General features: G+C 64.4%; 23 protein-coding genes and 2 pseudogenes. 10 read left to right on the top strand and 15 right to left on the bottom strand.

Features of this window, described 5'->3' with window-relative positions; all coding sequences use genetic code 11:
• Positions 1–125: 125 nt before the first annotated feature.
• A complete protein-coding gene (gene sugE, locus EOA16_RS31670) occupies positions 126–440 on the top strand; it encodes a quaternary ammonium compound efflux SMR transporter SugE (protein WP_013528463.1) in 315 nt (104 codons plus the stop codon).
• 138 nt (positions 441–578) lie between these two features.
• Here sugE and EOA16_RS31665 read toward each other — a convergent pair whose 3' ends face one another.
• Entirely contained in the window at positions 579–1,007 is a 429-nt protein-coding gene (locus tag EOA16_RS31665) for a DUF6481 family protein (RefSeq protein ID WP_023761392.1), read from the bottom strand.
• Between the two features lie 219 nt (positions 1,008–1,226).
• Here EOA16_RS31665 and EOA16_RS31660 point away from each other — a divergent pair, with 219 nt between their 5' ends.
• From EOA16_RS31660 to EOA16_RS31650, 3 genes are all read left to right on the top strand, one after another.
• The gene (locus EOA16_RS31660) at positions 1,227–2,288 is read left to right on the top strand and encodes an LLM class flavin-dependent oxidoreductase (protein WP_127261621.1); all 1,062 of its coding nucleotides are present in this window, start codon (positions 1,227–1,229) and stop codon (positions 2,286–2,288) included.
• A 116-nt stretch (positions 2,289–2,404) separates the two neighbouring features.
• Positions 2,405–3,574, top strand: a complete 1,170-nt coding sequence (locus tag EOA16_RS31655; RefSeq protein WP_127261620.1) for an AI-2E family transporter — start codon at positions 2,405–2,407, stop codon at positions 3,572–3,574.
• A 70-nt stretch (positions 3,575–3,644) separates the two neighbouring features.
• Positions 3,645–4,646 carry an LLM class flavin-dependent oxidoreductase gene (locus EOA16_RS31650; RefSeq protein ID WP_127261619.1) on the top strand — a complete coding sequence of 334 codons (1,002 nt, stop codon included), beginning with the start codon at positions 3,645–3,647 and terminating at the stop codon, positions 4,644–4,646.
• A gap of 33 nt (positions 4,647–4,679) precedes the next feature.
• On the opposite strand, the gene EOA16_RS31645 is transcribed toward EOA16_RS31650, so the two are convergent.
• Positions 4,680–5,699, bottom strand: coding sequence for a LacI family DNA-binding transcriptional regulator (locus tag EOA16_RS31645; protein WP_127261623.1), 1,020 nt, complete (start codon positions 5,697–5,699; stop codon positions 4,680–4,682).
• A 220-nt stretch (positions 5,700–5,919) separates the two neighbouring features.
• On the opposite strand from EOA16_RS31645, the gene EOA16_RS31640 reads away from it, so the two are divergent.
• Genes EOA16_RS31640 through EOA16_RS31630 form a run of 3 tightly spaced genes read left to right on the top strand, consistent with a single transcriptional unit; the run spans position 5,920 to position 9,781 of the window.
• Positions 5,920–7,503, top strand: a complete 1,584-nt coding sequence (locus tag EOA16_RS31640; protein WP_127261618.1) for a sugar ABC transporter ATP-binding protein — start codon at positions 5,920–5,922, stop codon at positions 7,501–7,503.
• The gene (locus tag EOA16_RS31635; RefSeq protein ID WP_127261617.1) at positions 7,500–8,816 is read left to right on the top strand and encodes an ABC transporter permease; all 1,317 of its coding nucleotides are present in this window, start codon (positions 7,500–7,502) and stop codon (positions 8,814–8,816) included. The genes EOA16_RS31640 and EOA16_RS31635 overlap by 4 nt, the downstream gene beginning before the upstream one ends.
• A complete protein-coding gene (locus EOA16_RS31630; protein ID WP_127261616.1) occupies positions 8,813–9,781 on the top strand; it encodes a substrate-binding domain-containing protein in 969 nt (322 codons plus the stop codon). Before EOA16_RS31635 ends, EOA16_RS31630 begins: the two co-directional genes overlap by 4 nt.
• Positions 9,782–10,059: 278 nt before the next feature.
• Here EOA16_RS31630 and EOA16_RS31625 read toward each other — a convergent pair whose 3' ends face one another.
• From EOA16_RS31625 to EOA16_RS31600, 6 genes are read right to left on the bottom strand one after another with little or no spacing between them, the layout of a single operon-like run.
• A complete protein-coding gene (locus EOA16_RS31625) occupies positions 10,060–10,521 on the bottom strand; it encodes a MarR family transcriptional regulator (RefSeq protein WP_127261615.1) in 462 nt (153 codons plus the stop codon).
• A complete protein-coding gene (locus tag EOA16_RS31620; RefSeq protein ID WP_127261614.1) occupies positions 10,518–11,102 on the bottom strand; it encodes an amino acid synthesis family protein in 585 nt (194 codons plus the stop codon). The genes EOA16_RS31625 and EOA16_RS31620 overlap by 4 nt, the downstream gene beginning before the upstream one ends.
• Positions 11,095–11,979, bottom strand: a complete 885-nt coding sequence (locus EOA16_RS31615) for a UPF0280 family protein (RefSeq protein WP_127261622.1) — start codon at positions 11,977–11,979, stop codon at positions 11,095–11,097. Before EOA16_RS31615 ends, EOA16_RS31620 begins: the two co-directional genes overlap by 8 nt.
• Before the next feature lie 17 nt (positions 11,980–11,996).
• Positions 11,997–13,538, bottom strand: a complete 1,542-nt coding sequence (locus tag EOA16_RS31610) for a 6-hydroxynicotinate reductase (protein ID WP_127261613.1) — start codon at positions 13,536–13,538, stop codon at positions 11,997–11,999.
• The gene (locus tag EOA16_RS31605; protein WP_127261612.1) at positions 13,535–16,369 is read right to left on the bottom strand and encodes a molybdopterin-dependent oxidoreductase; all 2,835 of its coding nucleotides are present in this window, start codon (positions 16,367–16,369) and stop codon (positions 13,535–13,537) included. The genes EOA16_RS31610 and EOA16_RS31605 overlap by 4 nt, the downstream gene beginning before the upstream one ends.
• Positions 16,366–17,223 carry a xanthine dehydrogenase family protein subunit M gene (locus tag EOA16_RS31600; protein ID WP_127261611.1) on the bottom strand — a complete coding sequence of 286 codons (858 nt, stop codon included), beginning with the start codon at positions 17,221–17,223 and terminating at the stop codon, positions 16,366–16,368. Before EOA16_RS31600 ends, EOA16_RS31605 begins: the two co-directional genes overlap by 4 nt.
• Positions 17,224–17,481: 258 nt before the next feature.
• On the opposite strand from EOA16_RS31600, the gene pncA reads away from it, so the two are divergent.
• Positions 17,482–18,096, top strand: a complete 615-nt coding sequence (gene pncA / locus EOA16_RS31595) for a bifunctional nicotinamidase/pyrazinamidase (RefSeq protein ID WP_127261610.1) — start codon at positions 17,482–17,484, stop codon at positions 18,094–18,096.
• A 71-nt stretch (positions 18,097–18,167) separates the two neighbouring features.
• Positions 18,168–19,550 carry a sodium:proton antiporter gene (locus EOA16_RS31590; protein WP_164754450.1) on the top strand — a complete coding sequence of 461 codons (1,383 nt, stop codon included), beginning with the start codon at positions 18,168–18,170 and terminating at the stop codon, positions 19,548–19,550.
• A 161-nt stretch (positions 19,551–19,711) separates the two neighbouring features.
• On the opposite strand, the gene EOA16_RS31585 is transcribed toward EOA16_RS31590, so the two are convergent.
• The 4 genes from EOA16_RS31585 to EOA16_RS31570 are packed head-to-tail and all read right to left on the bottom strand — an operon-like array spanning position 19,712 to position 22,990.
• Positions 19,712–20,431 carry an ABC transporter ATP-binding protein gene (locus tag EOA16_RS31585; protein ID WP_127261608.1) on the bottom strand — a complete coding sequence of 240 codons (720 nt, stop codon included), beginning with the start codon at positions 20,429–20,431 and terminating at the stop codon, positions 19,712–19,714.
• Entirely contained in the window at positions 20,428–21,153 is a 726-nt protein-coding gene (locus EOA16_RS31580; RefSeq protein ID WP_127261607.1) for an ABC transporter ATP-binding protein, read from the bottom strand. Before EOA16_RS31580 ends, EOA16_RS31585 begins: the two co-directional genes overlap by 4 nt.
• Positions 21,150–22,112 carry a branched-chain amino acid ABC transporter permease gene (locus EOA16_RS31575; RefSeq protein ID WP_127261606.1) on the bottom strand — a complete coding sequence of 321 codons (963 nt, stop codon included), beginning with the start codon at positions 22,110–22,112 and terminating at the stop codon, positions 21,150–21,152. Before EOA16_RS31575 ends, EOA16_RS31580 begins: the two co-directional genes overlap by 4 nt.
• Positions 22,109–22,990 (bottom strand): branched-chain amino acid ABC transporter permease, encoded by an 882-nt coding sequence (locus tag EOA16_RS31570; RefSeq protein ID WP_127261605.1) that lies wholly within the window; start codon positions 22,988–22,990, stop codon positions 22,109–22,111. The genes EOA16_RS31575 and EOA16_RS31570 overlap by 4 nt, the downstream gene beginning before the upstream one ends.
• A 32-nt stretch (positions 22,991–23,022) precedes the next feature.
• On the opposite strand from EOA16_RS31570, the pseudogene EOA16_RS33440 reads away from it, so the two are divergent.
• Positions 23,023–23,177 (top strand): annotated as a pseudogene (locus EOA16_RS33440) (ABC transporter ATP-binding protein); the annotation flags it as partial.
• A gap of 34 nt (positions 23,178–23,211) precedes the next feature.
• Here EOA16_RS33440 and EOA16_RS31560 read toward each other — a convergent pair.
• The 3 genes and pseudogenes from EOA16_RS31560 to EOA16_RS33435 form a co-directional block, all read right to left on the bottom strand.
• Entirely contained in the window at positions 23,212–24,534 is a 1,323-nt protein-coding gene (locus EOA16_RS31560) for an ABC transporter substrate-binding protein (protein WP_127261604.1), read from the bottom strand.
• A gap of 158 nt (positions 24,535–24,692) precedes the next feature.
• Complete coding sequence (locus EOA16_RS31555; RefSeq protein WP_127261603.1) at positions 24,693–26,129, bottom strand: hypothetical protein; 1,437 nt, start codon at positions 26,127–26,129, stop codon at positions 24,693–24,695.
• Positions 26,130–26,238: 109 nt separating this feature from the next.
• Positions 26,239–26,429, bottom strand: a pseudogene (locus tag EOA16_RS33435) (ISAs1 family transposase); the annotation flags it as partial.

Here is a 26,429-nt window from a genome sequence, read left to right as displayed (position 1 = left end):
ATATGGGCGTGGCGGGGACGACCTCGCGCTTCCCCAAATCCGGACGGGACGACCCGCCATTGTTTGACTGATCGTCGGGGCGCCGAAATCACTTTTCGGTCCGATGCTCTGATGGAGCGTTGTCGATGTCGTGGATTCTTCTCTTTTTTGCCGGCCTGTTCGAGATCGGCTGGGCAATCGGCCTCAAATACACCGATGGCTTCTCGAAGCTGGTGCCGACCGTGCTGACCGTTGCCTCGATGGTCGTCAGCCTCACTCTGCTCGGCCTGGCGCTGAAGGCGCTGCCCGTCGGCACTGCCTATGCGGTGTGGACCGGCATCGGCACCGTCGGTACCGCACTGCTCGGCATCTGGCTGCTCGGCGAACCAGCCACCGCGATCAGGCTGGCCTGCATCGCGCTCATCGTCTGCGGCATCATGGGGCTGAAGTTCGCCGCCTGATCAACAGCGCTTCTTGTTTTATGCATGTCGTCCTCCCAAAACCGGGACCACTTTCGGGCGACATGCATAGGACAAACACAATCAGGGCCGCTGTGAGGCGACCCTGATTCTCGAAGCAGATTGCTTCGTACCTTGAGGCTAGCGGGCGGAGAAGCCCGGCGGCGTCCTGCCGGTGCGCTGCTTGCGTGCCGCATAACGCGCGTCACGCTTGGCCTTGCGCTCGGCTTCGTCGGCCAGAAAACGGGCGATGCGCTCGTTCTCTTCGGATTCCCGAATCTTGGCCTCAGCCTGTGCTGCTTCCTCGGCGGCGATACGTGCCGCCTCGGCTGCTGCCTCGCGCTCGGCCTTCTCGACCGCCTCGCGTGCCAGCTTCTCCTGCTTCAGCCGGGCCTTTTCGGCCTCGCGGATTTCGCGGGCCGCAAGGATCGCCTTGCGTTCAGCCTGCCGCGCCAGCACTGCGGGATCATCCGCCGCCGGCTTTGCCTTGAAGCGCTCGAGGAGCGCCTTCTTTGCCTCGTTTGCGGCGTTGCGCCGCTCGAAAACGTCTTTTTCCCTGTAGATAGCCAAGTCCACTTCCCTGAAGTCAATTCGCGACGCTTACATACGCGCGAAAACCGAGAGTTCAAGCGCCAAAACGGCATGGCAGCCATGAAATTGTCGGCTGTTGCAGTCGGGAGACGCCTTTTCGACCGAAAACGACATGCACTGTTCACCGTCGCCCCTCTGGCGGCGAGGTTGGCGGATGGCTACGTCTAGCGGCAAATTCCAACATCAGGATGACATTAGATGGAACTCGGTCTCTACACCTTCGCTGACGTCAGCCCGCAACCGGGCCCCGGCGCCATTGGCCCGCATGAGCGGCTGCGCAACCTGATCGAGGAGGTCGAGCTGGCCGATCAGGTCGGCCTCGACGTCTTTGGCCTCGGCGAGCATCATCGGCCCGACTATGCCGCCTCCGCACCGGTCGTGGCCCTGGCCGCGGCGGCCGAGCGTTCGAAGCGCATCAAGCTGACCAGCGCGGTCACCGTTCTGTCTTCCGATGACCCGGTGCGCGTTTTCCAGCAATTTGCCACGCTCGACCTCCTGTCGGGCGGCCGCGCCGAGATCATGGCCGGGCGCGGCTCGTTCATCGAATCCTTCCCGCTGTTCGGCTACAACCTTGAGGACTATGACGAGCTGTTCGCCGAAAAGCTCGACCTGCTGCTTGCCATCCGCGATAGCGTGACGGTCACCTGGTCAGGCAATCTGCGGGCGCCGATCAACGATCGCGGCGTTTATCCCAGGCCCTTCCAGGACAGGCTGCCGGTCTGGATCGCCATAGGCGGCACGCCGCAATCCGCCGCCCGCGCGGGCGCGCTCGGCCTGCCGCTGGCGCTTGCCATCATCGGCGGCGAGCCGGCGCGTTTCGCGCCGCTGTTCGATCTCTATCGCGAAGCCGCCAAGCGCGCCGGTAGTGATCCGGCGGGCCTCGCCACCAGCATCAACGTGCACGGCTTCATCGCCGAGACGAGCGAGCAGGCGGCCGACGATTTTTACGGCCCGCAGGCGGAGGTGATGAACCGCATTGGCCGCGAGCGCGGCTGGGGTCCGACATCGCGGGAGCATTTCGACCAGTCGCGCGGCCCGAACGGCGCGTTGTTCGTCGGCAGTCCCGAGCAAGTGGCTGAAAAGATCGTCGCCCAGCACAAGATCTTCAAAAACGACCGCTTCCTGCTGCAGATGGCGATCGGCGCCATGCCGCATGCCAAGATCATGAAGGCGATCGAACTCTACGGCACCAGGGTGGCGCCGATCGTGCGCAAGGAAACAGCCAAGGCTGAGCCGGCACCGGCAGCGCCCGTCGCCTGACCCGGAGTCCGGTGCGAGCGGCCTCGATCCCGAAGCCGGCTCATGGAACCCTCGCCCGTAACTCCGCGTTCCTTGGGCTGTTGCCGTGCGAAGGGGCGCCGGCTTGAGGGGTGACTATGAAAACCGAACCCACTGCCTGGGGTCAGGAGATTTCCGATGAACCGGAATCGCGTGCCGCGGCTCGCGCCGACACGCGTCTGATGCGTTCGTTGTTGATCGGCATCTTCCTTTTCATGGCTATCTATGCGCTCTACTTCGCCCGCGCCTTCTTCATGCCGGTCATGCTGGCATTCCTGCTTGCGCTGACGCTGACGCCGATCGTTCGGCTCCTGCGCAAGCACGGCATCCCCGAAGTGATCTCGGCAACCCTCTTGGTGGTGTTGTCCATCTGTGTGTTCGCCACGGCCGGCTATCTGCTCAGCAGCCCGATCATCGATCTAATCAACAACACCTCGTCGATCGGCCAGAAGCTCACCGAACGGCTGGCGCAATTGCGCCAGCCGTTCGAGAAGATCATGCAGATTTCGCACCAGATCGAACAGCTGACCGAGACCTCGCAGGAGTCGGGTATCCAGAAGGTGGCGGTGGCGCAGTCCGGCATCCTGTCGGCGGCCGCCAGCAACATCCTATCGGCGGGAACAGGTCTCACCATCATCTTCGTGCTGTCGCTGTTCCTGCTCGCCTCCGGCACGATGTTCTATGAAAAGATCATCCAGTCCTTCGCCAGCCTCAGCGAAAAGAAGCGGGCGCTGCGCGTCGTCTATGACGTCGAGCGCGAAATCTCGCACTATCTGCTCACCGTCACCATCATCAATGCCGGCCTCGGCACGGTCATCGCTCTTGGTCTGTGGGCGCTCGGCATGCCAAATCCGCTGGTCTGGGGCGTCGCTGCCGCCCTGCTCAACTTCCTGCCCTACGTCGGAGCGCTGATCACCATCGTGCTGGTCACGATCATGGCGCTGATCAGCTTCGATACCATCTTCTACGCGCTTTTGGCGCCGGCCTTCGTGATCTTGTGCGACATCGTCGAAGGCCAGTTTGTCACACCGATGGTGGTCGGCAGGCGCCTCGAGATCAACGCCGTGGCGATTTTCATCGCCATCGCCTTCTGGTCATGGTTGTGGGGCTTCGTCGGCGCTCTGATGGCGGTGCCCCTGCTGGTCGTCATCAAGGTGTTCTGCGATCATTTCGACGGGCTCAGCCATGTCGGCAATTTTCTCGCCGCGCAGCACACGGCCGCCCTCGAGGAGGACGACGCTGCCGACATCGAAGCTTCCAAAGGCTGATCAATATTTTTGAATTTGCGGCATCGCCGGGCGCTTCCTACATGCGGTCCTGACACAGGACACCCCGTTCATGACCGACCTTTCCGTTCTCGACCTGTCGCCGATCGTCGAAGGCAGCGATGCCTCGCAGTCGCTGGCCAACTCGCTCGATCTCGCCCGCCATGCCGAGCGCCTGGGCTACAAGCGTTTCTGGCTGGCCGAGCATCACAACATGCCGGGTATCGCCAGCGCCGCCACGGCAGTCGTCATTGCCCATGTCGCCGGCGGCACCAAGACCATTCGCGTCGGCGCCGGCGGCATCATGCTGCCCAACCATTCGCCGCTGGTGATTGCCGAGCAGTTCGGCACGCTGGCCGCCTTGCATCCGGGCCGCATCGATCTCGGCATCGGCCGGGCGCCCGGCACGGATATGGGCACCGCCCGCGCCTTGCGCCGCAATCTCGAGGCCGGGGTCGACAATTTCCCGCAGGATGTCGTCGAGTTGATGGGCTATTTCCAGCCGGCCGAGGAAGGCCAGCGCATCCGCGCCGTACCCGGCGAAGGCCAGGACGTGCCGGTCTGGATTCTTGGCTCCAGCCTCTACGGCGCGCAGCTCGCCGCCATGCTCGGCCTGCCCTACGCCTTCGCCTCGCATTTCGCGCCGGCGGAGCTGGATCACGCGCTGGATGTCTACCGCTCGCGCTTCCAGCCATCCGAGCAGCTCGACAAGCCGCATGTCATGCTTGGCCTCAATGTCTTTGCCGCACCCACCGATGCGGAGGCCCGTCTGTTGTTCACCTCGCTGCAACAGGCTTTCGTCAATCTGCGCACCGGCCGGGCCGGCCGGCTGCCGCCACCTGTCGAGAACTATGACCGCGATCTCGATCCGATGGCAAAGACAATGCTCGGCCAGGCATTGTCCTGCGCCGTCGTCGGCTCCGCGGAAACGGTTCGGGAAGGCATCGATGCCTTCGTGCGCCGCACCGGCGCCGACGAACTGATGGTCACCGCGCAGATGTTTGATCATGCGGCGCGGGTGCGGTCGTTCGAGATCCTGGCCGAGGCGCACAAATCCCTGTCGCAGGCGGCCTGACAAGTCCCGGTACGAATATACGCTGGCGAAAGACTATGCGCTCACGCTCTGCGCCATCGCTCCCAGCGGGCGGCATGAATTGCGGATCATCAATCGGCCCTTGAGCAAAAGCTTGCGCGGCGGGGCATCCCTGTTGCCGGCGAGGCGGTCGAGAAGCAGATTGGCGGCCTGTTCGCCGATCGCCTGTACCGGTTGGGCGACCGTGGTCAGCTGCGGCTGGAACACGTCGGACCATGGAAAGTCGTCGAAACAGGCGACCGAAATGTCTTCCGGGCAGGACAGGCCGATGTCGCGGATCGCCTTCATGGTGCCGATCACCATCGGGTTGTTGGCCGAGAAGATCGCGCTTGGCCTATCATGCGAGGAAAGCATCTGCATGGTGGCGTTGTAGCCGTCGATCTCGTGGAAATTGCCGAAGCGGATCAGCTCCTCCGCGATCGGCAGGCCGGCGGCGTGAAGCGCCTCGCGATAGCCCGCCATGCGGTCATGCATCGGCGAAATATCCGACGTGCCGGTGATGTAGCCGATGCGCCGGTGGCCGAGATTGATCAGATAGGTGATGGCGTCGAACACCGCGCGCTGGTTGTCCAACACCACCGCATCGGTGTCGACGCCTTTGCAGATGCGATCGAGCAGCACGACAGGCACGTTGGCGTCGTCGACGATCCGCTTGAGAATCGCGCCGTCGCCGACGCGCGCCACGATCAGCCCGTCGACCATGCGATCGAGCAGCAGCTTGATCTGATCGTCCTGGGTGTTCAAATCCTCGTCGGTGCAGCACAGCATGACGGCATAGCCGGCCCGGTCGAAGGCCTGCTGGATGACCGAGACGACATCGGTGAAGAATGGGTTGGTGATGTGCGGCACGGTCAGTCCGATCGTGCGGGTCGTGCCCATCTTCAGGCTGCGGGCGATCGCGTTGCGCTTGTAGCCGATATCGCGGATCGCCTGTTCGATGCGATGGCTAAGCTCCGGGCTGACCGTCGCCGTGCCATTGATCAGCGCCGAAACGGTGGCGACAGAAACACGCGCCGCTTCAGCCACATGCAGCATGGTGGGGGCGGTGGATTTCCGGTGTTTCTTTTGCCCTGATGCTGTCATTTTCGAAACGTTTCGCCACCCTTGCCGGTCAATACGTACGGAATCCTGTCCTTTTAAGCAAGAATCGAAATGCATCAAACTTACGACACCCTATATCGGCTTGACATGATCGAAACGTTTAGATTAGCGTTTGCGGGAAGTTGACGACGACGGAAGGGAGGCCGCCATTGTCATGCAAGAGAGCAGTTCCCTTTCCCCGCAGCACGGTGTTGCCGATCGGTCGGACGCAGTTCTGAGCGCCGAGCGCATCTCCAAGAGCTTCGGCGGCATCGCCGCTCTGGTCGATGTCGGCTTCGAGCTGCGGCGCGGCGAGGTTCATGCCTTGATGGGCGAGAACGGCGCCGGCAAGTCGACGCTGATGAAGATCCTCTCCGGCGTCTACACCGGCTATGAAGGCACGATCAGCGTCGATGGCCGCCCCGTCAGCTTCGCCGGCGTGCGTGATGCCGAGGATGCCGGCATCGCCATCATCCACCAGGAGCTCAATCTCGTTCCCGAGCTCAGCGTCGCCGACAACATCTTCCTCGGCCGCGAGAAGCTGATCGCCGGGCTGATCGTCGACCGCAAGGCAAGCAGCCGCGCGGCGGGTGCTTTGTTGCAGCGGCTCGGCATCGAACTCGATCCGCAAGCCCGCGTCGGCGCCTTGCGTGTCGGCGAGCAGCAGCTGGTCGAGATCGCCAAGGCACTGTCGATGTCGGCACGCATCCTGATAATGGACGAGCCGACCTCGGCGCTGTCGCCGGCCGAATGCCAGCGGCTGTTCCGCATCATCCGCCAGCTCGCCGAGAGCGGTGTCGCCATCGTCTACATCTCGCACCGCATCGACGAGGTCATGCATCTGGCCAGCCGCGTCACCGTGTTTCGCGACGGCCGCCATGTGCTGACCGAGCCGATGGCCAGGCTCGACGAAGATGCGATCATTTCGGCGATGGTCGGACGCAACCTGCTCGCTTCCTCCCAGGAAGAGCGCAACATCAGTGGCGAGATCGTGCTTTCGGTCGAAAACCTGTCGCTGTCGAAGCCCGATGCGCATGGCTGGCGCACGGTGATCGACGGCGTCGGCTTCGATCTTGCCGCCGGAGAAATCCTCGGCATTGGCGGGCTGCTGGGTTCGGGCCGCACCGAGATCCTGGAGGCGATCTTCGGCTCGAGCGACGGCCGCACCGGTGGCCAAATCCATGTAGACGGCCGGCCCGTGGATATCCGTTCGCCCCGCGATGCGAGGCGGCTGGGCATTGCGCTGGTTACCGAGGACCGCAAGACGCAAGGCCTGCATCTGCAGGCATCGATCACCGACAATGTCGCGCTGCCGCTGGTCGGGTCGCTGGCCCGCTTCGGCATCCGCTCGCTGGCCGGCGAGCAGGGGTTGGCGCGGCAGGCGGTCAAGGCGCTCGGCATCCGCTGCCGGGACATCGACCAGCCCGCCGGCACGCTGTCGGGCGGCAACCAGCAGAAGGTCGTCATCGGCAAATGGCTGGCGACCAGGCCAAGGGTGCTGCTGCTGGACGAGCCGACGCGCGGCATCGATGTCGGCGCCAAGCGCGAGATCTACGACTTGATCTTCAAGCTGGCGCGCGACGGCCTCGCCATTGCCGTCATCAGCTCCGAGCTGCCGGAGCTGCTGCATCTCTCCGACCGCATCCTGGTGATGGCCGATGGCCGCCAGACAGGCATTCTTTCCCGCGACGCGGCAAGCGAGGAGGCCATCATGCGCCTCGCCGCACCGCGCCGGACCATATCGAGACCGGCCGCATGACTGCCCTGAAGCTCCTGTCCCGGACCAAGCTCTATTGGGGCCTGATCGCCATCTTCCTGATCGGCGTGCTGGGCTCGCCGATGAGCTCGAAGGGCAACAACATCTTCCTCTCCTACGGCAATCTGCTCGACGTGCTGCGCCAGGTGTCGACCACCGGCCTGATCGCCACCGGCATGACGGCTGTCATCATCACCGGCGGCATCGATCTCTCCGTCGGCTCGCTGATGGCGATCTGCTCGGTGGTCTGCGCCATGCTGCTGACGGTCCCCGGCGTGACGCCGGGCGTCGTGCTGGGCGTGCCGACCGTCGCCCTGGTGGCGCTTTGCCTCGGTTTCGTCGTCACCCGCTTCGTCTTCCAGAACCTTGCAAAATTCCGCGCCGGCGCCGACATTGTCCGCGACATCAAGCTGGACGGGATTCGCGGCCTGATCACGCCCGCCGTCGTCGGCGTGGTCCTGTGCTGCCTGTCGCTGTGGTTTCTGCTGCCGCAGATCGAGCCGAAATTCGGCGTGCTCGGCGTGCTGCTGGTGGCGCCATGCGTCGGCTTGCTGTTCGGCGCGCTCAACGGCTTCATCATCGTTGCCGGACGGCTGCAGCCCTTCATCGTCACCTTGGCGATGATGGTGACGGCGCTCGGCATCGCACGGCTGACCGCCGGCCAGAACAATGCGGTGCTGCCGGTCTATACCGGCTCCAACGCGACCGCCGATTTCGAGATCCTGCGCTCGCTGGTGTTCGGCGTCATCCCGATGCCGGGCCTGTTCTTCCTCGGCGCCATCCTGATCTATGGCGCGGTGCTGCGCTTCACGCCGTTCGGCCGCTATGTCTATGCCATCGGCGGCAACGAGGAGGCGGCGCGCCTCTCCGGCATCGCCGCCGGCCGCGTCAAGATCGCCACCTATGCCGTCTCCGGGCTGCTCGCCGGCATCGCCGCCGTGCTCTATGTCGCACAGTACCGGCAAGGCAAGCCGGATGCCGGCGCCGGGCTTGAGCTCGACGCCATCGCCGCCGTGGTCATCGGCGGCACCAGCCTGATGGGCGGGCGCGGCAGCCTCATCGGCACGTTCTGCGGCGTGCTGATCTTCGGCCTGCTCTCCAACATATTGCAGCTCCACAACATCAATTCGAACCTTCAGCTGGTGCTGAAGGGGATGATCATCATCGGCACCGTGCTCGTGCAGGAGCGCAATGCCGGTGATCTCCTGGCCTATCTGCGCCTGCCCGGCGGGCTATCGGCGCACAAGGAAACGGTCGCGGCAAAGCGGCCGTCGCAAGAGACACCGTCTCTCAATCTCGGAGGAAACAAAAAATGAAACGACGTGACATACTGAAGCTTGCCGCCGTGACTGCGGCACTGCTGACCACCACCGCGCTTCTGACCACCGGCAATGCCTTCGCCCAGGACAAGAAGTGGAAGATCGGTTTCTCGCAGGTGACGACCATCGAGCCCTGGCGCGCGCAGTTCAACAAGGACATCCTGGCCGAAGCCGCCAAGCATCCCGAGGTCGAGCTGATCATCACCGACGGTGAGGACAAGACCGAAAAGCAGGTCGCCGATGTCGAGAACCTGATCCGTCAGGAGGTCGATGCCCTGTTGGTGTCACCGAAGGAATCGGCCGGCCTGACCGGCGTCGTGCAGCAGGCGATCGACGCCAAGATCCCGGTCTTCGTACTCGACCGCAATGTCGACACCAAGGACTACACGCAGTTCGTCGGCGGCGACAACGCGCTGATCGGCCGCGCGGCCGGCGAATATGCCGTCGAGCTGCTTGGCGGCAAGGGCAAGGCTTCAGGCAACGTCGTCGAGATCTGGGGCGGCATGGGCACCCAGCCGGCGCATGACCGCCATGACGGCTTCCACGAGTTCACCGACAAGGAACCGGGCATCAAATATCTGCTCGACCAGCAGTCGGGCGACTGGAAGCAGGACCAAGCCTATAATCTGATGGCCAACGCGCTGAAGAGCAACGAGAAGATCGATCTCGTTTACGGCCACAACGACCCGATGGCCTATGGCGCCTATCTCGCCGCCAAGGATGTCGGCCGCGAGAAGGACATCAAGTTCATCGGCATCGACGGTCTGCCCAACGAAGGCGTGCAGATGGTCAACAAGGGCGAGCTGACGGCGACCTTCACCTATGTGACCCCGGGCGCCGAAGGCCTGCGGCAGGCGATCAAGTTCCTCAACGGCGAGAAGGTCGAAAAGACCATCACTCTGCCGACCGAGAAGATCACCAAGGAAAATGCAGCCAAGGTGCTGAAGGACAACGGGCTGTAAGTTTTCACGGGAGATAAGCGCCGGCCCAAAGTCCAGGTTCTTCGTCCCAGGGACAGCTTGGCACCCTTCCTCTCCCCCGTCGATCGGGGGAGAGGTGTCGAGCGCAGCTCGACGGAGTGGGGGTCGACCCTTGGCGCGGTGCAGGAAGATTCTTGCGCCTTGGTTCCCTTTCAATATCCGTTGGCGTCGGTTGCCAGGTGGTTCCCCCACTCCGTCGCTGCTTCGCAGCGCCACCTCTCCCCCCTCCGGAGGGAGAGGAAGGGACCTTGCCGCCGCACCTAAGCCAGCTTCACCAGCAGCTTCATGAAGGTGGCGATCTCCTTGGCCGAGAGCGGCGCCAGCGTTTCCTGGGTTATCTCGCGGGCCAGCGGGATCAGGCGCTCGATCGCATCGCGGCCTTCCGCGGTCAGATTGACCAGCAGCCGCCTTTTGTCGACCTCATGCTTGGAGAGCTCGACCAGGCCGCGCGCCTTCAGCCGGTCGATGACACCCTTCACCGTCGCCGCATCCATGGCGATCAGCGTGCCGAGTTGGTTCTGCGAGGTCTCGCCGACGTCACGCAGCTTGGCAAGTGCTGCAAATTGCGGCGGCGTCAGGTCGCCGATATGCGCGGCAAAGATCGCGACATGGCGCTGATGCGCCTTGCGCAGGATGAAGCCGACCTGTTCCTGCAGGAGGTAATCCTGGTCGTCCGGCGCCTCGACCTCGACCAGCTTGAGCAGATTATCCTCGCCGCTCACCGCAAGCCATCCCAGGCTTTGATGTCATCGGCCGCGAGACCACCCATGCGATTGTGGATGCGCGGGCCACAGGTCATGGCGAGGCAGAACAGGATTTCGTCGGGGCGCGGACCATCGGAGATGCCGACCTCCATGGCGTCGAAATGGCTGCGCACATAGGCGGCGTTGATGTGGCCGAGCGGCACGTCGAGCTTCGAACCGAAAGCGCCGACCTTCTTCGCCGACGGCACGATCGCCTTGGCGTCGCCGAGCCGCTCGCGCATGGCGTAGCCGCCGGGCACATGCCAAAGCGCGCCGTGTTCCAGCTCACCCGCCGTGCCGACAATGGCACCCTTGCCGTAGCCGTCGATCTGCTTGACGTCGCCGCCGAGCGCCGCGATCAGCCGGTCGGCAAGCAGCAGGCCGAGCGGCTTCAGATCGTCCATGGCGCTCTGCAAGTCTTCGACATAGCGCCCGGCGAATGGGTTCTTGACCAGCGCCATGGCGGCGGCGCGGCGGCGCGGCACTTTGGCAACTGGGCCGCCCTCGTGAAAGATCTCTTCGGTCAGCACCGCGATCTTGCGGATCGGAAACTCAGGCATGGGCAACTTCCTCCCTCGAACTTTTGTTGGGCGCGGCAATCGCAACCGAGCCGCTGATGCGGATCTCACCGCCAAGAAACAGCGCCGATCCGGCGATCAGGCCGCGCCGGCGAAAGTCTTCGGCGACGGCAAGGCCATTGTCCAGCGCCCGCGCCACCTCGCCAAGTGCAAGCGTGCCGACGCCTTGGGTTACCAGGCGCACGCCTAGATCGCTGTCGGGCGACAGTTCGTGCGCGGGAATGCGCTTGATGGCCGGATTGCCGGGCAGGTCCACCGCGTTGGCAATGAGCGTCGCCGCCGCATCGGCTTCGGCGCCAGTCCGCGCCAGCACGGTGACGGCGTCGGCAATGCCAAGCGAGAAGGAGCGGCCACGCCAGCCGCTGGTGGCAACGCCGCGAACGTCATTTTCCGCGCGGATCGTGATTCGGTCGGCCATGCCGTTGCCGGTGCCGGCGACCGCCAGACCCATCGACTGGCCCTTGCCGATATGGAGCGCGCAGTCGCCGCCATTGTTGACATAGGCGCGCTCGAGCTTGCGACCGGCAAGCAATGCGGCAAGCATTTCGTCGGCTACCGATCCTGCGACGGCGGCCATAGGTGTTATGAAACATTCCGCCAGGGGCATGACGGCTGCTTCCATGCGGCGCGCCGTCGGGCCGGCGAAGGTGCGCGGCGCCAGGAAAAACGCCGGGAGCCGCAATTCTGGGAGTTCCTCGACCAACTCCATCAGGATCGTCTGGAAGCGCGTGACAGCTTGCGCGTAAGCGGCACGACACTCATCCGCGTCGCCAAAGGCCTCGACGATCAGATCGATCGGCCCGTGGTTGAGATGCAGTCGCTTGCCGTCCTGCAGCCAATGCGCTTGCGGGCCGGGCATCGTTCGCGAGCCAGACATCACCCGGCCCCGTTCGAGCCGGCACGACGTAGCTGCGCCAGTGGCGGCCATGGATTGTTGGCTTCGGCGCCTGTGCCGCGGCGCGGATTCAGGTACTCACCGCCTTTTGCGACAATATCCTCGACGCTGCGGATCTCGGCCTCGTACCCGCCGAGCCTGACATAGTCGTCGCGGCGCAGCGTGAATTCGATAGGCGCCACCAGCGCTGGCGTCGGCACATAGCCGAAGGCACCTTCAGGCACTCTGGTGACATCGACCATCAGCGTGATGCCGCCGCCCGGCCAGACATAGACCGGCGCGCCGCCGACCGTGACATAGGTGGTCAGGCCCTGAACCGAGCGGGTGAGATTGACCGGGTTTTCGGTGACGCCTGCGCGCAACGAACCGCCGGCGCCGCCAATGAACAGCACCGTGCACAAAGCCGGCTCGCAATTGTCCTCGATCAGGCCGACCGACTTTTGCAGCCGTTCGGGGAAAGGTTTTTGCACCGGTTTCAGCTCGTCATCGAGCTCGTAATAGGCGAACTGCTCGCCGGTGGTCGAAACCATCAGCAATGACAGGCCCGGCCGCGCGCCCCTCTTGGCATTCCACTCGCCGAGGATCGACAGCGGGTCGGAAATGCTGGTGCCGCCCCAGCCGAGGCCGGGCTCGGAGACCTTGAAATAGCGGCCCGGTGTCGACCGGCGGCCGATGATCTTGATGCCGGTATCCTGCCAGCCCAGCACCTTGCCGGCCTGGTGCTCCGAGACGACGCCGGTGATGTGGTCGTCGACCACCACCACTTCATCGACCAGGCCGCGCCATTGCGTGGCGAACATGCCGATGGTCGCCGAGCCGCAGCCGACACGCATGCGGTGCTCCTGCTTGCCGTCGATGACTGGTGGTTTGCCGGCTTCGACGATGATGGTGGCGCCACCGTCGATGGCCAGTTCCACCGGCTTGCGGTTGCACAGATGGAGCAGCGCGTCGCAGGTGGCGCGTCCCTCGGCCTTGGAGCCGCCGGTCAGGTGATGCACGCCGCCCAGCGACAGCATCTGCGAGCCATACTCGCCTGTCGTGACATGGCCGATCGCCTCGCCTTGCGATCGCACAATAGCCGTCTCGGGACCGAGGTGACGGTCGGTGTCGATCTTCACCTTGACGCCGCAGTACGAAAAAATGCCCTCGGTGACGACGGTGACGAGATCGACGCCCTCGACTTCCTGGCTGACGATGAACGGGGCCGGCTTGTAGTCGGGATAGGTGGTGCCGGCGCCTATTGCCGTGACGAAGCGGCGGCCGGTGTTGACCAGTTCGCCGTCCCACGCCTCGCCCTCGGCAACGAATGGCACGATTGCCGCGCCGGCCTCGGCCGCGTGGTCGAGGATGGTCAGCGGGTCCATCCGCACGATCCTGCCGCCGACATTGCCGTAGCGGTCGCAGGCGCCGGTGCGCCCATCTGATATGTAGCACATCACCGGGCAGGCATCGCAGCGGATCTTCTCCGCCACCAGCTTCTCGCCGGGATCATGGGTCTCGAAGCGTTCGGCAAGCTCGCTCATCGGCGTGCCTCCTTTTCGCGGATGCGATCTTTTTCGCGGATGCCGGCGCGTATACGCGTCGGCGTCGCCGGGACCTTGGTGACCAGAACACCGGTGGCGTGGCGGATGGCGTTGAGGATCGCCGGCGCCGTCGGGATCAGCACATGCTCGCCAAGTCCCTTGGCGCCGAAGGGTCCTTCCGGATCCGGAACTTCTATCAAAATGGTCTCGATCGGCGGCACGTCGCCAATGGTCGGGATCAAATAGTCGTGCAAATTCTCGGTGCGGCCGGGGATGTACTCCTCCATCAGCGCCATGCCGATGCCTTGCGCGATGCCGCCTTCGATCTGGCCTTCGACCAGCAGCGGGTTGATCGCCTTGCCGACATCGTGCGCGGCGGTGATCTTGATCAGCTTCACCGTGCCGAGCTTGAGGTCGACCTCCAGTTCGGCGATCTGCGCGCCATAGCCGTAAACGGCGTAGGGTTTGCCCTGGCCTTTGGCGTCGAGCGGCAGCGTCGGCGGGTCATAGGTCTCCTCGGCGCGGAAGACGAAGCCTTCGGCATCCACATCCAATGTGGCGAGATCGATGCGGCGGGTGGCTTCGCCCTCGCCGATGACGATCGCCGAACCGTCCAGTTGCAGAGCGGCTTTTTCCGAAACATTGGCGAAGCGCAGGATCTTTTCGCGCAAGGCGCGGCCAGCCTTTTCGGCCGCCTTGCCGGTGACGAAGGTCTGGCGCGAGGCCGAGGTCTTGCCGGCATCGGGGCTGATCGCCGTATCGGCGCTTTTCAGCCGGAATCTCTCCAGCGGCAGGCCAAGCGCGTCGGCACAGATCTGGGCGATTACCGTGTTCGAACCCTGGCCGATATCGACGGCGCCCTGGTGCAGGATGACCGTGCCGTCAGCCGCGATGCCGACCCGGATTGTCGACGGATTGGGCAGCGAGGTGTTGCCGCAGCCATACCAGCAGGACGCGACGCCAACACCCCGCTTTCTACCCGAGTTGGCACCGTTGAACGCCTCCACGTCAGCCATCGCGCGCACCCAATGCGGCCGCAACGATTCGAGGCATTCGGCAATGCCGACGCCGGAGTCCAATCGCTGCCCGGTAACCGTTTCGGAACCGTTCCGAAGGCAGTTCCTCAAGCGAAAGTCGAGCCGGTCCATACCGAGCTTGCCGGCCAGCTCGTCGTAGAGCGTCTCCTGCATGATGGTCGCCTGCGGTACGCCGAAGCCACGGAAGGCGCCGGAGATCGGCCCATGGGTGTGGATGGCGCGGCCTTCGGCGCGGTAGTTCGGCGTCGCGTAGGGTCCGGAGGCGTGCACCGGCACGCGGTTGGCCACGGTAGGGCCCCAGCTTGCATAGGCGCCGGTGTTGAAGTCACCTTCGAAGATCATGCCGGTGACAAGGCCATCGGCATCGGCGCCGATGGTCGCTTTCATTTCGGCCGGATGGCGCTTGGTGGTCGACATCATCGATTCGGTGCGGGTGTAGGCAAGTGCCGCCGGCCGCCCCGTCTTCAGCGCAACAAGGCCGATCAGCGGCTGCAGCGAAACGTCGAGTTTGGAGCCGAAACCGCCGCCGGTCGCCGTCGGCACGATGCGCACCTTGTCGACGGCAAGGCCAAGCACTTTTGCTGTCTCGTCGCGGTCCATGTAAGGCGCTTGCGTGCAGGCGATGACGACCAGCGTGTCGCCGTCCACATAGGCGTGGCCGGCCTCCGGCTCGATATAGGCGTGCTCGACATAGGAGGTGTCGATGGCGCCGGACACGGTGAAAGCAGAACCGGCAAGGGCACCTTCCGGATCGCCGCGTTCGACGAAGCCGGAGGTCAGGAGGTTTGCCGGCCGGTTCTCATGAATGAGCTTGGCACCGCCAGCGCGCGCTTCGCAGGATTGGAGAACATGCGGCAATTCGGTCCAGCGGATCGGAAAATCCGACAAGTCGATATCGAGCATCGCCTCGCGCTCGCCAGCGACCAGCGCCACCGCCTCACCGCGAAGGCGGGCAAACCCCTCAGCCAGCGCCGGCTGGTCGGCGAACGGGCCGATGACGCCGAAATAGTTTTTTCCCGGAATGTCGGCGGCGGTGAAGACGCCGGCGACACCGGGATGTGCCTTCACCCAGCCGTCGAGGTCACCGAAAGCGAAGCTGGCGTGATAATGCGGCGAGCGGACCACCAGCACGGCCAGCGCATCGGCGGGGAAGGAATCGCCGCCGAATTTCTCAGCCCCGGTAACCTTCGGCACGCCGTCTAGCCTGATCGGCGAGGAGCCGATCGCATGGCCGGATCGAGGCAAGCGGAAATCCAGGCTTGCTGCCTGCAGCGAGGCATCCATCACCGCCGCAATGATCTTCCGGTAGCCGGTGCAGCGGCACAGAATTCCGCCGAGCGCGTCCTGTACCTCGACCTCGGTGGGGCTCGCCTTTTTCTCCAGCAACGCCGTCGCCGCAACCAACAGGGCGGGCGTGCAGATCCCGCACTGCGCGGCGCCGTGGGCGAGGAAAGAGGCCTGCAACGCCGACAGCCGACCGTTGGCAAGCCCTTCGACTGTTGTCACCGATGCGCCGGCGACGGACGCAGCCGGCATCAGGCAGGCGCAGACGGAATCGCCGTCGACCAGCACCGTACAGGCGCCGCAGTCGCCGGCATCGCAGCCGACCTTGGTGCCGGTCAGCAGCAATTCATCGCGCAGCACCAGGGACAGCCGGCGCAGCGGCGGCACATTGACCGAGACGGCGGTCCCGTTGACCTCGAAGGCGATATCGGCGCACTCAGCGCCAAAGCCAGGCCGGATGGCGCCCAGATCCGGCAGGGCTTCGCTTGCTTCAGGTCGAACCTGGCTCATGCCGCGGCCACCTCGTCGCCAGTCGTCCGCCCCACAGCCGCAAGCACGGCGCGGGCAACGATCTCGCGCACCGCATCGAGCCGGTATTCGACGCTGCCGCGCACATCGGCGATGGGCGACAGTTCAGCCATCGTCGCGGCCAGGACCGCGTCGGCAAGTCCGCCGTCCACCGGCAGCCCGCGAAGCGCGGCTTCGACGCCGGCCAGCCGCCTGGCCACCACCGAGCAGGAGCCGGCGGCGACAGCGGCGTCACTGACAAGGCCATCCTCGACGACCAGACGCGCCGCCACCATGGCGATGGAAATGACGAGATAGCGCCGGGCGCCGAGCTTGACGAAAGCCGACGTGCCGCTGGGCTTCGGCACGCGGATGGCCGTCACCATCTCACCGGGCAGCAGAGCCGTGCGGCGGTTGCCGAGAATGAAGTCCTGCAGCGGCAGGTGCCGCGTGGCTGCCACCGAGCGCAGCTCGACCTCGGCGTCGAGGACCAGCAGGGCCGGCACGCCGTCGGCGGCCGGCGATGCGTTGCAGAGATTGCCCGTGACCGAGGCGACGTTCTGGATCTGCACCGAGCCGACCTCGCGCGCCGCCTGTTTCAAGGCATCGAAGGCCGGCGGCAAGGGGTGGCGGACGATGTCGGTCCAGGTCGTGCGCGCGCCGATGACGAAATGGTCGCTCGTCTCGGCAATGCCGCGCAGCGCCGCCAGGCCGTTAATGTCGAGGACATTGTCCCGGACGGGTTTGCTGCCTTGTGCCGGATAGAAATCGGTGCCGCCGGCAAGGATGCGCCAGGCGTCCTCGCCAAGCAAAGCGAGCGCTTCGTCGACCGAGGTGGGTTTCGCGTAACGGATCACGCTTTGCCTTCCAAAAGAGGTCTTCCAGAAACCGGTGTTTCGAAAGGCCCTGCCGGCATCGACGCCGGGAAAATTCATTCGTATGCAAATGATATCAAGACGGCAGGATTTGTCAAAGCCCGAGTTTGCAGCGGCCCGACCGGCACGCATTTGTTATGTCGCGAGAGGTTGACGCCGCCGGCCATCTGGTCAAGTTTCTGCGTCCGGTCGCGTCAGCGGTATTTTCCACTGGAGCCTGCATACGGAAGAGGAAAGCCCATGGCCGACGAAGCGCTTGTCGTCATCGACCTGCAGAACGACTTTTGTCCCGGCGGCGCGCTGGCGGTTGCCGGCGGCGACGAGATCGTGCCGCTGGTCAACGACCTGATCCGGCGAACCGACCATGTCGTGCTGACGCAGGACTGGCATCCTGCCGGTCACTCCAGCTTCGCTTCCAGCCATCCGGGCGCGCAGCCCTTCACCATGATCGAGATGCCGTACGGCCAGCAGACGCTGTGGCCGGACCACTGCATCCAGGGCAGCCTGGGCTCGGATTTCCATTCCGGCCTCGCCTGGACCAAGGCCGAGCTCGTCATCCGCAAGGGATTTCGGCCTGATATCGACAGCTACTCGGCCTTCTTCGAAAATGACCGCACGACACAGACCGGCCTTGCCGGTTATCTCAGGGAGCGCGGCATCGACACGCTGACGCTGGTCGGGCTGGCGACCGATTTCTGCGTCGGATTTTCGGCGCTGGACGCCGTCAGCCAGGGCTTCAAAACCACAGTGCGGCTCGATGCCTGCCGCGGCATCGATCTCAACGGTTCGCTCAATGCCATGCTGCAGCGCATGCGCGACGCCGGCGTGACTCTCGAAGACCCATTGTCGGACTGACCGGACCCGTGGGGCGCAAGAGGGGCTTTTTGCGGATCGCGACAAAGGCGGGCGCTGCAATCGCTGTCGCGATGCTGTTGCCAGCACAGGCTTTCGCGGCGGAGGAACACGGCCTGCCCGGCGCTTCGATGCTGCTGTGGTGGGCGCTGCCCTTCGCCGGGCTGCTGCTGTCGATCGCCACCGGTCCGCTGCTGTTTCCTCATGTCTGGGAGCATCACTACGGCAAGATCACGGCCCTTTGGTGCGCTCTGGTGGTCCTTCCGCTGGCGTTTGCCTTCGGTGTCCCCTCGGCGACCGAAGCGGTGCTGCATGCGCTGCTCACCGAATACATGTCGTTCATCATCCTGCTGTTTGCGCTGTTCACCATTTCGGGCGGCATTCTCGTTGCCGGCAACATCCATGGCACGCCGCTGGTGAATGCCGGCCTGCTGCTGGTAGGCGCGCTGCTGGCCTCGGTGATCGGCACGACCGGTGCCTCGATGATCCTGATCCGGCCGATCATCCGCGCCAACGATAACAGGCCGTTCAACGCCCATGTCGTGATCTTCTTCATCTTCCTGGTATCCAACATCGGCGGCTCGCTGACGCCGCTTGGGGATCCGCCGCTGTTCGTCGGCTTCCTGCGCGGTGTCGACTTCATCTGGACGACCGCCAATCTCTGGCGCGAGACGCTGTTCGTCGGCGGTGCCGTGCTGGCCGTCTTCCTGGGCATCGACATCATGCTCCATCGGCGCGAGGCTGGTGCGCCGAAGATCAAGGACCCGACGCCGGATACCAAGGTGCGTCTGCGCGGCTTGGCCAACCTTCCGCTGCTGGCGGGCGTGATCGGCGCCATCCTGCTGTCGGCAGCCTGGAAACCAGGCGTGAGCTTTTCCATCCTCGGCGTCAGCCTCGAGCTGCAGAACCTGGTGCGCGACGCCATCATCCTGGCGCTCGCCCTCGTTTCACTTGCCATTTCGCGCAAGGAATACCGCGAGGCGAACGGCTTCAACTGGGGACCGATCGCGGAGGTGGCGAAATTGTTTGCCGGCATCTTCATTTGCATCGTGCCGGTCGTTGCCATCCTGAGGGCAGGTCATGACGGCGCCTTGGCGCCGCTGGTTGCCCTCGTCACGTCGCCCTCGGGCACGCCCAACGACCTCGCCTATTTCTGGCTGACAGGGGCGCTGTCATCCTTCCTCGACAATGCGCCGACCTATCTGGTGTTTTTCGAGCTGGCCGGCGGCGACCCACGGCATCTGATGACGGAATTTGCTTCGACGCTGGCGGCGATCTCGGCCGGCGCGGTGTTCATGGGCGCCAACACCTATATCGGCAACGCACCCAACTTCATGGTCTATGCCATCGCCCGACATCGCGGCGTGAAGATGCCGGGCTTTTTCGGCTATATGGCATGGTCGGGCCTGGTGCTGATCCCGACCTTCCTGATCGCGGGCTTTCTGTTCTTTGGGTGAGCCGGCGAAGGGCGCCAAGCCCTTACCTCCCCCTTGTGGGGAAATCGGACCGCAGGTCCGGGTGGGGGCAGCGCCGCACCCCCGCTGCTTCGCAGCGACTTGCCGGGGCGAGCCACGGGTCTCGCCCGTCCTTCGGACCCCCACAAGGGGGAGGGTAAATCTCAACCCACGCCGACATAGCGCCTGACCGCCGAAGGGTCGGCGCGCAATTCCTCGACATCGACCGTCTCGCGGTTGCGGCCGTTTTCGATGAAGGCAACGCGGTCGGCGACGGACAGCACGGCATCGACCCGTTGCTCGACCAGGATGGTCGAAACGCCCATGTCGCGCAGCGTCGACACCGTCTCGCGGATCTTGGCGATCATCGACGGCATCAGTCCTTCCGTCGGCTCATCGAGCAGCAGCACCTGCGGTTCGAGGCAGAGCGCGCGCGCCATGGCCAGCATCTGCTGTTCGCCGCCCGACAGCGTGCCCGAGCGTTGCCGCAGCCGCTGGCGCAGCAATGGAAAGAGGTCGAGGACGTTTTCCCGCAAGGCCTTGCCCTTGCCGCGCGCCATCAGGCCGATCTCGATGTTTTCGGCCACCGTCATCTCGGCGAACAGCCGTCTGCCCTGCGGCACATAGGCGACGCCCGCCTTCGGCACTTCATGCGCGGGCAGGCCGGTCAATTCCTGGCCGCCGAGCCTGATCGAGCCGGCGCGGGCCGGAACCAGCCCCATGATCGCCTTCAGCGTCGTCGTCTTGCCGGCGCCATTGCGGCCGAACAGGCACAGCACCTCGCCCTTGTTCAACACCAGGTCGAGGCCATAGAGCACCTGGACCTCGCCATAGAAGCAGTCCAGTCCAGAGATTGCCAACGCCTCGGACTTTGTTTCGGTCATGGGGCGGTCCCCAGATAGGCTTCCTGCACCGCCGCGTTCTCGCGGATCGCTTCGGGCGTGCCTTCGGCCAGGATCTTGCCGGCGTTGAAGACGGTGATGCGGTCGGCCAGTTGCATGACGACAGGCATGTTGTGTTCGATCAAAAGCACGGTGGCGTTCTTTGCGATCTCGCGCACCAAGGTGATGAAATTGTCGATCTCAGAGTCGGCCAGGCCTTGCGTCGGCTCGTCGAGGATCAGCAGGCGCGGCTCCAGTGCCAGGCCCATCGCCACTTCAAGCAGGCGCTGATGGCCGTAGGACAACTGCCCGGCCGGCATGAGGGCACGATCGGCCAGGCCGGTGCGGTCGAGCGCCGACATAACGCCTGCCCGCACCGCGCCTTTTGAGCGGCCATCGCTCAAGGTCCGCTGCACCGGCAGCGCGACATTGTCGTAGGCGGAGAGATTGGCAAAGACGCTGGTGATCTGGAACGTGTAGGCGATGCCCTGTCGGACCCGGACATAGGCCGGCTGGCTGGTGATGTCGGCGCCATCGAAGACGATCATGCCCGATGACGGCTGGATGCGGCCGCTGACCAAGCTGACGAAGGTGGTTTTCCCAGCGCCGTTGGGGCCGATGACGGCGCGGATTTCGCCCGGCATCAGTGCGAAATCGACATTGTCGACGGCGCGCAGGCCGCCAAAGTTGCGCGAGAGGCCTTTCGTGGTCAAAAGCGGAGTCATGGCAGCCACCCGAGCCAGCGCTGGCGGATGCTGCCCAGAATGCCTTTCGGGAAAAACAGCACCAGCAGGATGAGGGCGATGCCGACAATCAGCAGATAGGCGGAGGTGTAGCCGCTGGTGATGTCGATGACATAGTACATGAACAACGTGCCGATCAGCGGCCCGAGCGTGGTGGCGGCACCGCCCAGCAGCACCCAGAGCAGCGGCAGGATCGAATACTGCACCGAAGCGAAGCTCGATCCGACATAGCCGAACAGCAGTGCGTAGGCCGCCCCCGAGGCGGCGCAGATGCTGCCGGAGACGACGACGGCGGCGAGCTTGTTGGAGAAGGTGTCATAGCCGAGCATCTTCGTCCGCTCCTCGTTCTCGCGGATGGCGACCAGCACGCGGCCATATCTCGAGCGGACGATGGCCAGCGTGACGAGCAGCACGATGGAAAACAGCACGAGCGCTGTCATGTAGCGCACCGTCGGATTGGTGAGCTCGAGCGACGTCGCGCCGAAAACAAGCACCCGCGCCGGCTGCGGCACGACCATGCCCTGGTCACCACCGGTCCACGACGCGAAGTAGAGGATGAGGAGGTAGAACACTTGAGCGAACATCATGGTGACGATCATGAACGCGACGCCCGTGGTGCGTAGCGCCAGCAGGCCGATCACCAGCGCCACCACAGCGCCGCAGGCAATTCCGCAGAGGAAAGCCGCAGGTACGCTCCAGCCGAGCTGGATGACGGCAAGCCCGGCGCCATAGAGCCCGGCGGCAAAGAACATCGCATGGCCGAGGCTGAGCAGGCCGACATAGCCGAACAGCATGTTGTAGCCCATGGCAAAGACCGCCAGCACCATGATACGGGCAAGCAGGCCGTGATAGTACTCCGGCAGCAGGAAGCTCAGCACGAACAGCAGCGCGATGACGCCGAGATGCAACGCATAGGCCTTTGCCGGCGAAGCTTCGCTCATCGCGACGCCGTCCCGAACAGGCCTTGCGGGCGGAACACGAGCACCATGGCGACGAGCAGCGTGGCAATGATCTTGGCCAAAGTCGGCGAGAAGAACATCGAGATGATGCCGTCGGAGAGGCCGATCAGCACGGCGGCAACGACCGTGCCGCGCAGCGAGCCGAGGCCGCCGATGATGACGACGATGAAGGAGAGCAGCAGCGGGTCCTGTCCCATCAGGTAGTGCGCCTGGCTGATCGGCACGATCAGCACCGCGGCAATGGCCGCCAGCATGGCGCCGAGCGCGAAGACGCCTCCATAGACGCGGCCGACGGGGATGCCGAAGGCCTGCGCCGTCTCGCTGTCATACTGCGTGGCGCGCATGACGAGGCCGATCCTGGTGCGCGTCAGCACCAGCCATGTCGCGGTGAGCAGCAGCGCGGAGGCGGAGATAACAGACAATTTGTAGCCGGAGTAACCGAACCACGGCAAAAGGATGCGGTAGCTGAACGGCGGCTCCACCGGCCGCGCCTCCGGGCCGTAGAAAGTCAGCGCCAATTGCTGGATGATGTAGAGCATGCCGATGGTGGCGACGATGGTGGCTTCAGGATTGTAATTGAGCCGGCGCAACACCAGCCGTTCGGCAACCAGCGCAACGGCGCCGACGATCAGCGGCGCAATCACCAGCGCCGCCAGGAAGCCGAGCGCCGGGTGGCCGCCGATCGCGGTCGTGATCGCCCAGGCGAGCACGGCGCCCAGCATGAAGAACTCGCCATGCGCGACATTGACCACCCGCATGACGCCGAACACCAGCGACAGCCCGAGCGCCGTCAGCGCCAGCACCGCCGATGTGACGAGGCCTTCGAGCGCGGCGAGGAGAAGATGGGGACCGAAGTGCATCGGTTACACGCCCAAGGCAGGCGCGAGGCGCACCCCCCTCTGCCCTGCCGGGCATCTCCCCCTCACGGGGGGAGATTGGCTGTCCCCACTGCCTTCGCCAATAGCCAAGGGTGATAAATGGCCGCCTTCGCAAGAACTGCCGATCTCCCCCCTTGAGGGGGAGATGTCCGGCAGGACAGAGGGGGGTGGCTTGGAGCCCACGCTTACAGACGAAGCTCTGTCTAAAGCGCCTGCGTCGTGTAATCCCCTTCGGCCTCGTAAAGCCCGTCCTCGATCTTGGTCTTGTGCACGACCTTCAGCTTGCCGCCCTCGATCTTGGAGATGTTCTGGATGCCAAAGCATTGGTGGATCTTGCCGTTGAAGGTCTTTGGCCCCTGCGGGTGCTCCGGACCCTCGGCGAACTCGGTCAGCGCTTCGGTCGCCTCGACCAGCTTGGCGCGGTCTTGCGGGCCCTTGTAGCCGGCGTCTTCCATCGCCTTCTTGACGACATAGAGTGTCTCCCAGCAGCCGAACATGTGGGCTGCGGTGGAGACGTCCTTGGGATCGCCGACGGCGGCGCCATTGTCGTCGATGCCGACGGCGGCGCGATAGGCCTTTTGCGCCTCGGAATCATCGGTCTGCGCATAGCGCGGCGAACCTTCCCAGAAATGGCTGCCGTCCAAAAATTCGAGGCCGGGGCTGTTGATGTCGGTGGCTTCGAGCGAATCGATGAAGCCAAACAGTTGCGGCCGGTTGGAGCCGTAGAACTCGCCGAGTTCCTTGACGAAGGTGAGCACGGCCGGACCGACCATGACGTGGTAGATCACCTCGGTCTCGGCCGGGATCTGCGGGAAGTATTTGGTGAAGGACGATTCCGTCGGCGGGATGGCGATCTGCGCGATGACCTCGGCGCCTTGCGCCTTCAGCGCCGGCGGCAGGTAGTCGCGATGGTCGTAGCCGAAGGCGAAATCGGGGAAGATCTGCGTCACCTTCTTGCCGGCATTGGCCGCGATCCACGGCGCCATCGACTGGATCTGGCTCTTCACGTCGGTGATGCCGGGCTGGAAGACGTAGCGGTTCAGCTTGGTCGAGGCGACGTGGTGGCCTTCGCTGACGACGAAATAGGGCATCTTGTTTTCGCCGGCGGCGGGCGCCGAACCGATGACGACATGCGAAAACAGCGTGCCGAAGACGATGTCGGTCTTGTGCTGGGTGGCGAACTTGCCGACCACCTCGGCGCCGCGGCCGGGATCGGTGCCGTCATCCTCGATGATCACCTCGACCTGGCGGCCATTGATGCCGCCGGCGGCATTGATCGCCTTGACCGCGGCAGCGGTGGTCTTTTCGTACCAGCGGCCATAGGCGGCGCCGATGCCGGTGCGGTGTGACTGGAAGCCGATCTTGATGGGCGCCGAACTCTGCGCCTGGGAATAGCGGACGAAGCCCGGTGCTACGGCGAGGCCGGCGCCCGCGGCCAGACCCTTCAGCGCCGTGCGGCGGGTGAGGCCAGTCTTGGAGGTGAGGCCAGTCTTGGAGAGGTCGAAAAATCCGTTCTTGTCAGCCATGTTCGTTCCCCTGTTTTTTCGGTCTTGACCAACGATAAGGCGGCTTCGGCATCCTCGCTCAGAGGGTGCAAAAAATTGCATGTGTACAAACTAAATCACCAAAGCCTTGATGTGGCAAGCGAGCTTTCCCCAACGACATCGGGGCCGCCCTTTTCTCATCAGGCGGTCGGCGTGGCAAGCAACCACAGGCCGAACACCGTATAGGCGATCATCAGCAGAGTGAGCGGAAACTGGCTGAGCGCGGCACGGGCAGGCTGCGGATGCAGCCAGGCGAAGCCGTGGGCAACGAGGACGGCGAGCACATGGCCAAGGATGATGGCGCCGGCCTGGACATTCCACAGCCACCACGCCGAGTCCGCCCCGGCAACGATGCCGGCCTCGATCTGCATGTCGGCGGTGCCGAACAGGTCCCAGCCCAGCGCGAACGGGTCGGAAAGGGCTGCAAGCGCATACTGGCCGTCGACGAGCAGCGCCGTCAGATAATGCGCGACGTGATAGGCAAGCGCGATTGGCACGATCGACCACACCAGCAGGCCGGTCGCCTGGGCAAGGGTGTGATCGCTGCCGGCAAGACGCTGGCTGAGCCAGACGGCAAGCAGGAACACCGCCGCCAGCAGCGCGAATGTCAGGATCAGCCCGAAAGTGCCGCTGCCGATCAGCGCGGTGCGGCCGGGAAATTCCAGCGGGTTGATGCCGAACAGGCCGAGCCAGAAGAAGGTCTTCGAAAGGCCGTCGAACGAAACCGACGACAGGGCCAGCAGCAGGAAGGCGATGCCGCTGGTTGGTAGCGGCTCCGCAGCGAGCAGTTTGGCGCCCGGCCAGCAAAGCGCAAGCCGGCCATCTTGGTTGCGTTCGACCAGGGCGAAGCGCGCCACCATCGAGAAGAAAATCGTCAGGAATTCGCCGCTGCGGCTCCAGTTTCGATAGCCGAACGCCAGCATGGCCAGGAAAGAGAACAGCCAGTAGAGGCCCGCGGCCAAGGCCAGCCGCGCCGGATCGTCGGGCGCGGGATCGATGAGTTCGAACCAGGCAAAGGCGAAGAACAGGATGACGGCCGGCCAGCAGCCCAGCCAGCGGGGCAGGCGCCATACCCCTTCATCTTCCGCGCCGAACAGGCGCGAGGCAAGGCGCCACGGCCCATACCACGGGTTGAGCCATGACCAGAGGTCGCCGAAGACACCTTGCAGCAGGGTGCCGCCGGCCCACAGCAGCGTCCAGATCACCAAAGGCAAAGGATTGGAAAGCGGGTCGCGCGTGCCGAAAAAGCCGGCGGCGATGAGGGTTGCAAAGCCGGCAAAGGATATCAGGCCGGCCGCTGTTCGAAGGGCGTCGCCAAAAGCGAAAAGCGGCAGGCGGCGGCGCCAGAAACGATCGAGCGAATCCGCCGGCAGCAGCGCCAGGACGAGGAAGCTGATGGCAACGGCGAAGGCTCCGCCGACCAGATAGTAGCCGGTGGGCAGGAGCAGGACGTGGCCACGGTCTGAGGCGTGGGCGAAGGCGGGGGTGGGGAGGAGGATCAGCGAAGTGACGAGGCAAATGAGCGGGATTCCCGCAGGGTGGCGTTCTATGGCGCCCCCCTCTGTCCTGCCGGACATCTCCCCCTCAAGGGGGGAGATTGCGCGGCCGTTGCCGCTTTCGCCAATCTTCAACGTTGAAGAGGAAGAGCCGTCGACGGAACTGCCGATCTCCCCCCTTGAGGCAGGGCTATCGCATATGAGTAAAGAGGTCATGGAAGAAGTCTTTGCTCCAGTTTGCCCTTCGCATTTTGCTTGCGATTGGTTTGTCGAGCGGATGGGCAGCCAAGATGTTTTGCGCAAGCCTTCGGATGATAGCCAGGTTTTGTGGGGCGTTGTCCTTTCGGGTGCGGGCGTCATCTTCATGGAAGACGACATCAA

Source organism: Mesorhizobium sp. M7A.F.Ca.US.008.03.1.1 (genome assembly GCF_003997495.1).
Taxonomy (GTDB): domain Bacteria; phylum Pseudomonadota; class Alphaproteobacteria; order Rhizobiales; family Rhizobiaceae; genus Mesorhizobium.
Note: the sequence above shows the minus strand (reverse complement) of the source record. Positions and strands in the feature narration are given on the sequence as shown.

Coding starts and splice junctions, on each gene's coding strand:
- sugE (WP_013528463.1), top strand. CDS start 126: ATGTCGTGGATTCTTCTCTTTTTTGCCGGCCTGTTCGAGATCGGCTGG.
- EOA16_RS31660 (WP_127261621.1), top strand. CDS start 1,227: ATGGAACTCGGTCTCTACACCTTCGCTGACGTCAGCCCGCAACCGGGC.
- EOA16_RS31655 (WP_127261620.1), top strand. CDS start 2,405: ATGAAAACCGAACCCACTGCCTGGGGTCAGGAGATTTCCGATGAACCG.
- EOA16_RS31650 (WP_127261619.1), top strand. CDS start 3,645: ATGACCGACCTTTCCGTTCTCGACCTGTCGCCGATCGTCGAAGGCAGC.
- EOA16_RS31645 (WP_127261623.1), bottom strand. CDS start 5,699: ATGCTGCATGTGGCTGAAGCGGCGCGTGTTTCTGTCGCCACCGTTTCG.
- EOA16_RS31640 (WP_127261618.1), top strand. CDS start 5,920: ATGCAAGAGAGCAGTTCCCTTTCCCCGCAGCACGGTGTTGCCGATCGG.
- EOA16_RS31635 (WP_127261617.1), top strand. CDS start 7,500: ATGACTGCCCTGAAGCTCCTGTCCCGGACCAAGCTCTATTGGGGCCTG.
- EOA16_RS31630 (WP_127261616.1), top strand. CDS start 8,813: ATGAAACGACGTGACATACTGAAGCTTGCCGCCGTGACTGCGGCACTG.
- EOA16_RS31620 (WP_127261614.1), bottom strand. CDS start 11,102: ATGCCTGAGTTTCCGATCCGCAAGATCGCGGTGCTGACCGAAGAGATC.
- EOA16_RS31615 (WP_127261622.1), bottom strand. CDS start 11,979: ATGCCCGGCCCGCAAGCGCATTGGCTGCAGGACGGCAAGCGACTGCAT.
- EOA16_RS31610 (WP_127261613.1), bottom strand. CDS start 13,538: ATGAGCGAGCTTGCCGAACGCTTCGAGACCCATGATCCCGGCGAGAAG.
- EOA16_RS31605 (WP_127261612.1), bottom strand. CDS start 16,369: ATGAGCCAGGTTCGACCTGAAGCAAGCGAAGCCCTGCCGGATCTGGGC.
- pncA (WP_127261610.1), top strand. CDS start 17,482: ATGGCCGACGAAGCGCTTGTCGTCATCGACCTGCAGAACGACTTTTGT.
- EOA16_RS31590 (WP_164754450.1), top strand. CDS start 18,168: ATGCTGTTGCCAGCACAGGCTTTCGCGGCGGAGGAACACGGCCTGCCC.
- EOA16_RS31585 (WP_127261608.1), bottom strand. CDS start 20,431: ATGACCGAAACAAAGTCCGAGGCGTTGGCAATCTCTGGACTGGACTGC.
- EOA16_RS31580 (WP_127261607.1), bottom strand. CDS start 21,153: ATGACTCCGCTTTTGACCACGAAAGGCCTCTCGCGCAACTTTGGCGGC.
- EOA16_RS31575 (WP_127261606.1), bottom strand. CDS start 22,112: ATGAGCGAAGCTTCGCCGGCAAAGGCCTATGCGTTGCATCTCGGCGTC.
- EOA16_RS31570 (WP_127261605.1), bottom strand. CDS start 22,990: ATGCACTTCGGTCCCCATCTTCTCCTCGCCGCGCTCGAAGGCCTCGTC.
- EOA16_RS31560 (WP_127261604.1), bottom strand. CDS start 24,534: ATGGCTGACAAGAACGGATTTTTCGACCTCTCCAAGACTGGCCTCACC.
- EOA16_RS31555 (WP_127261603.1), bottom strand. CDS start 26,129: ATGTCCGGCAGGACAGAGGGGGGCGCCATAGAACGCCACCCTGCGGGA.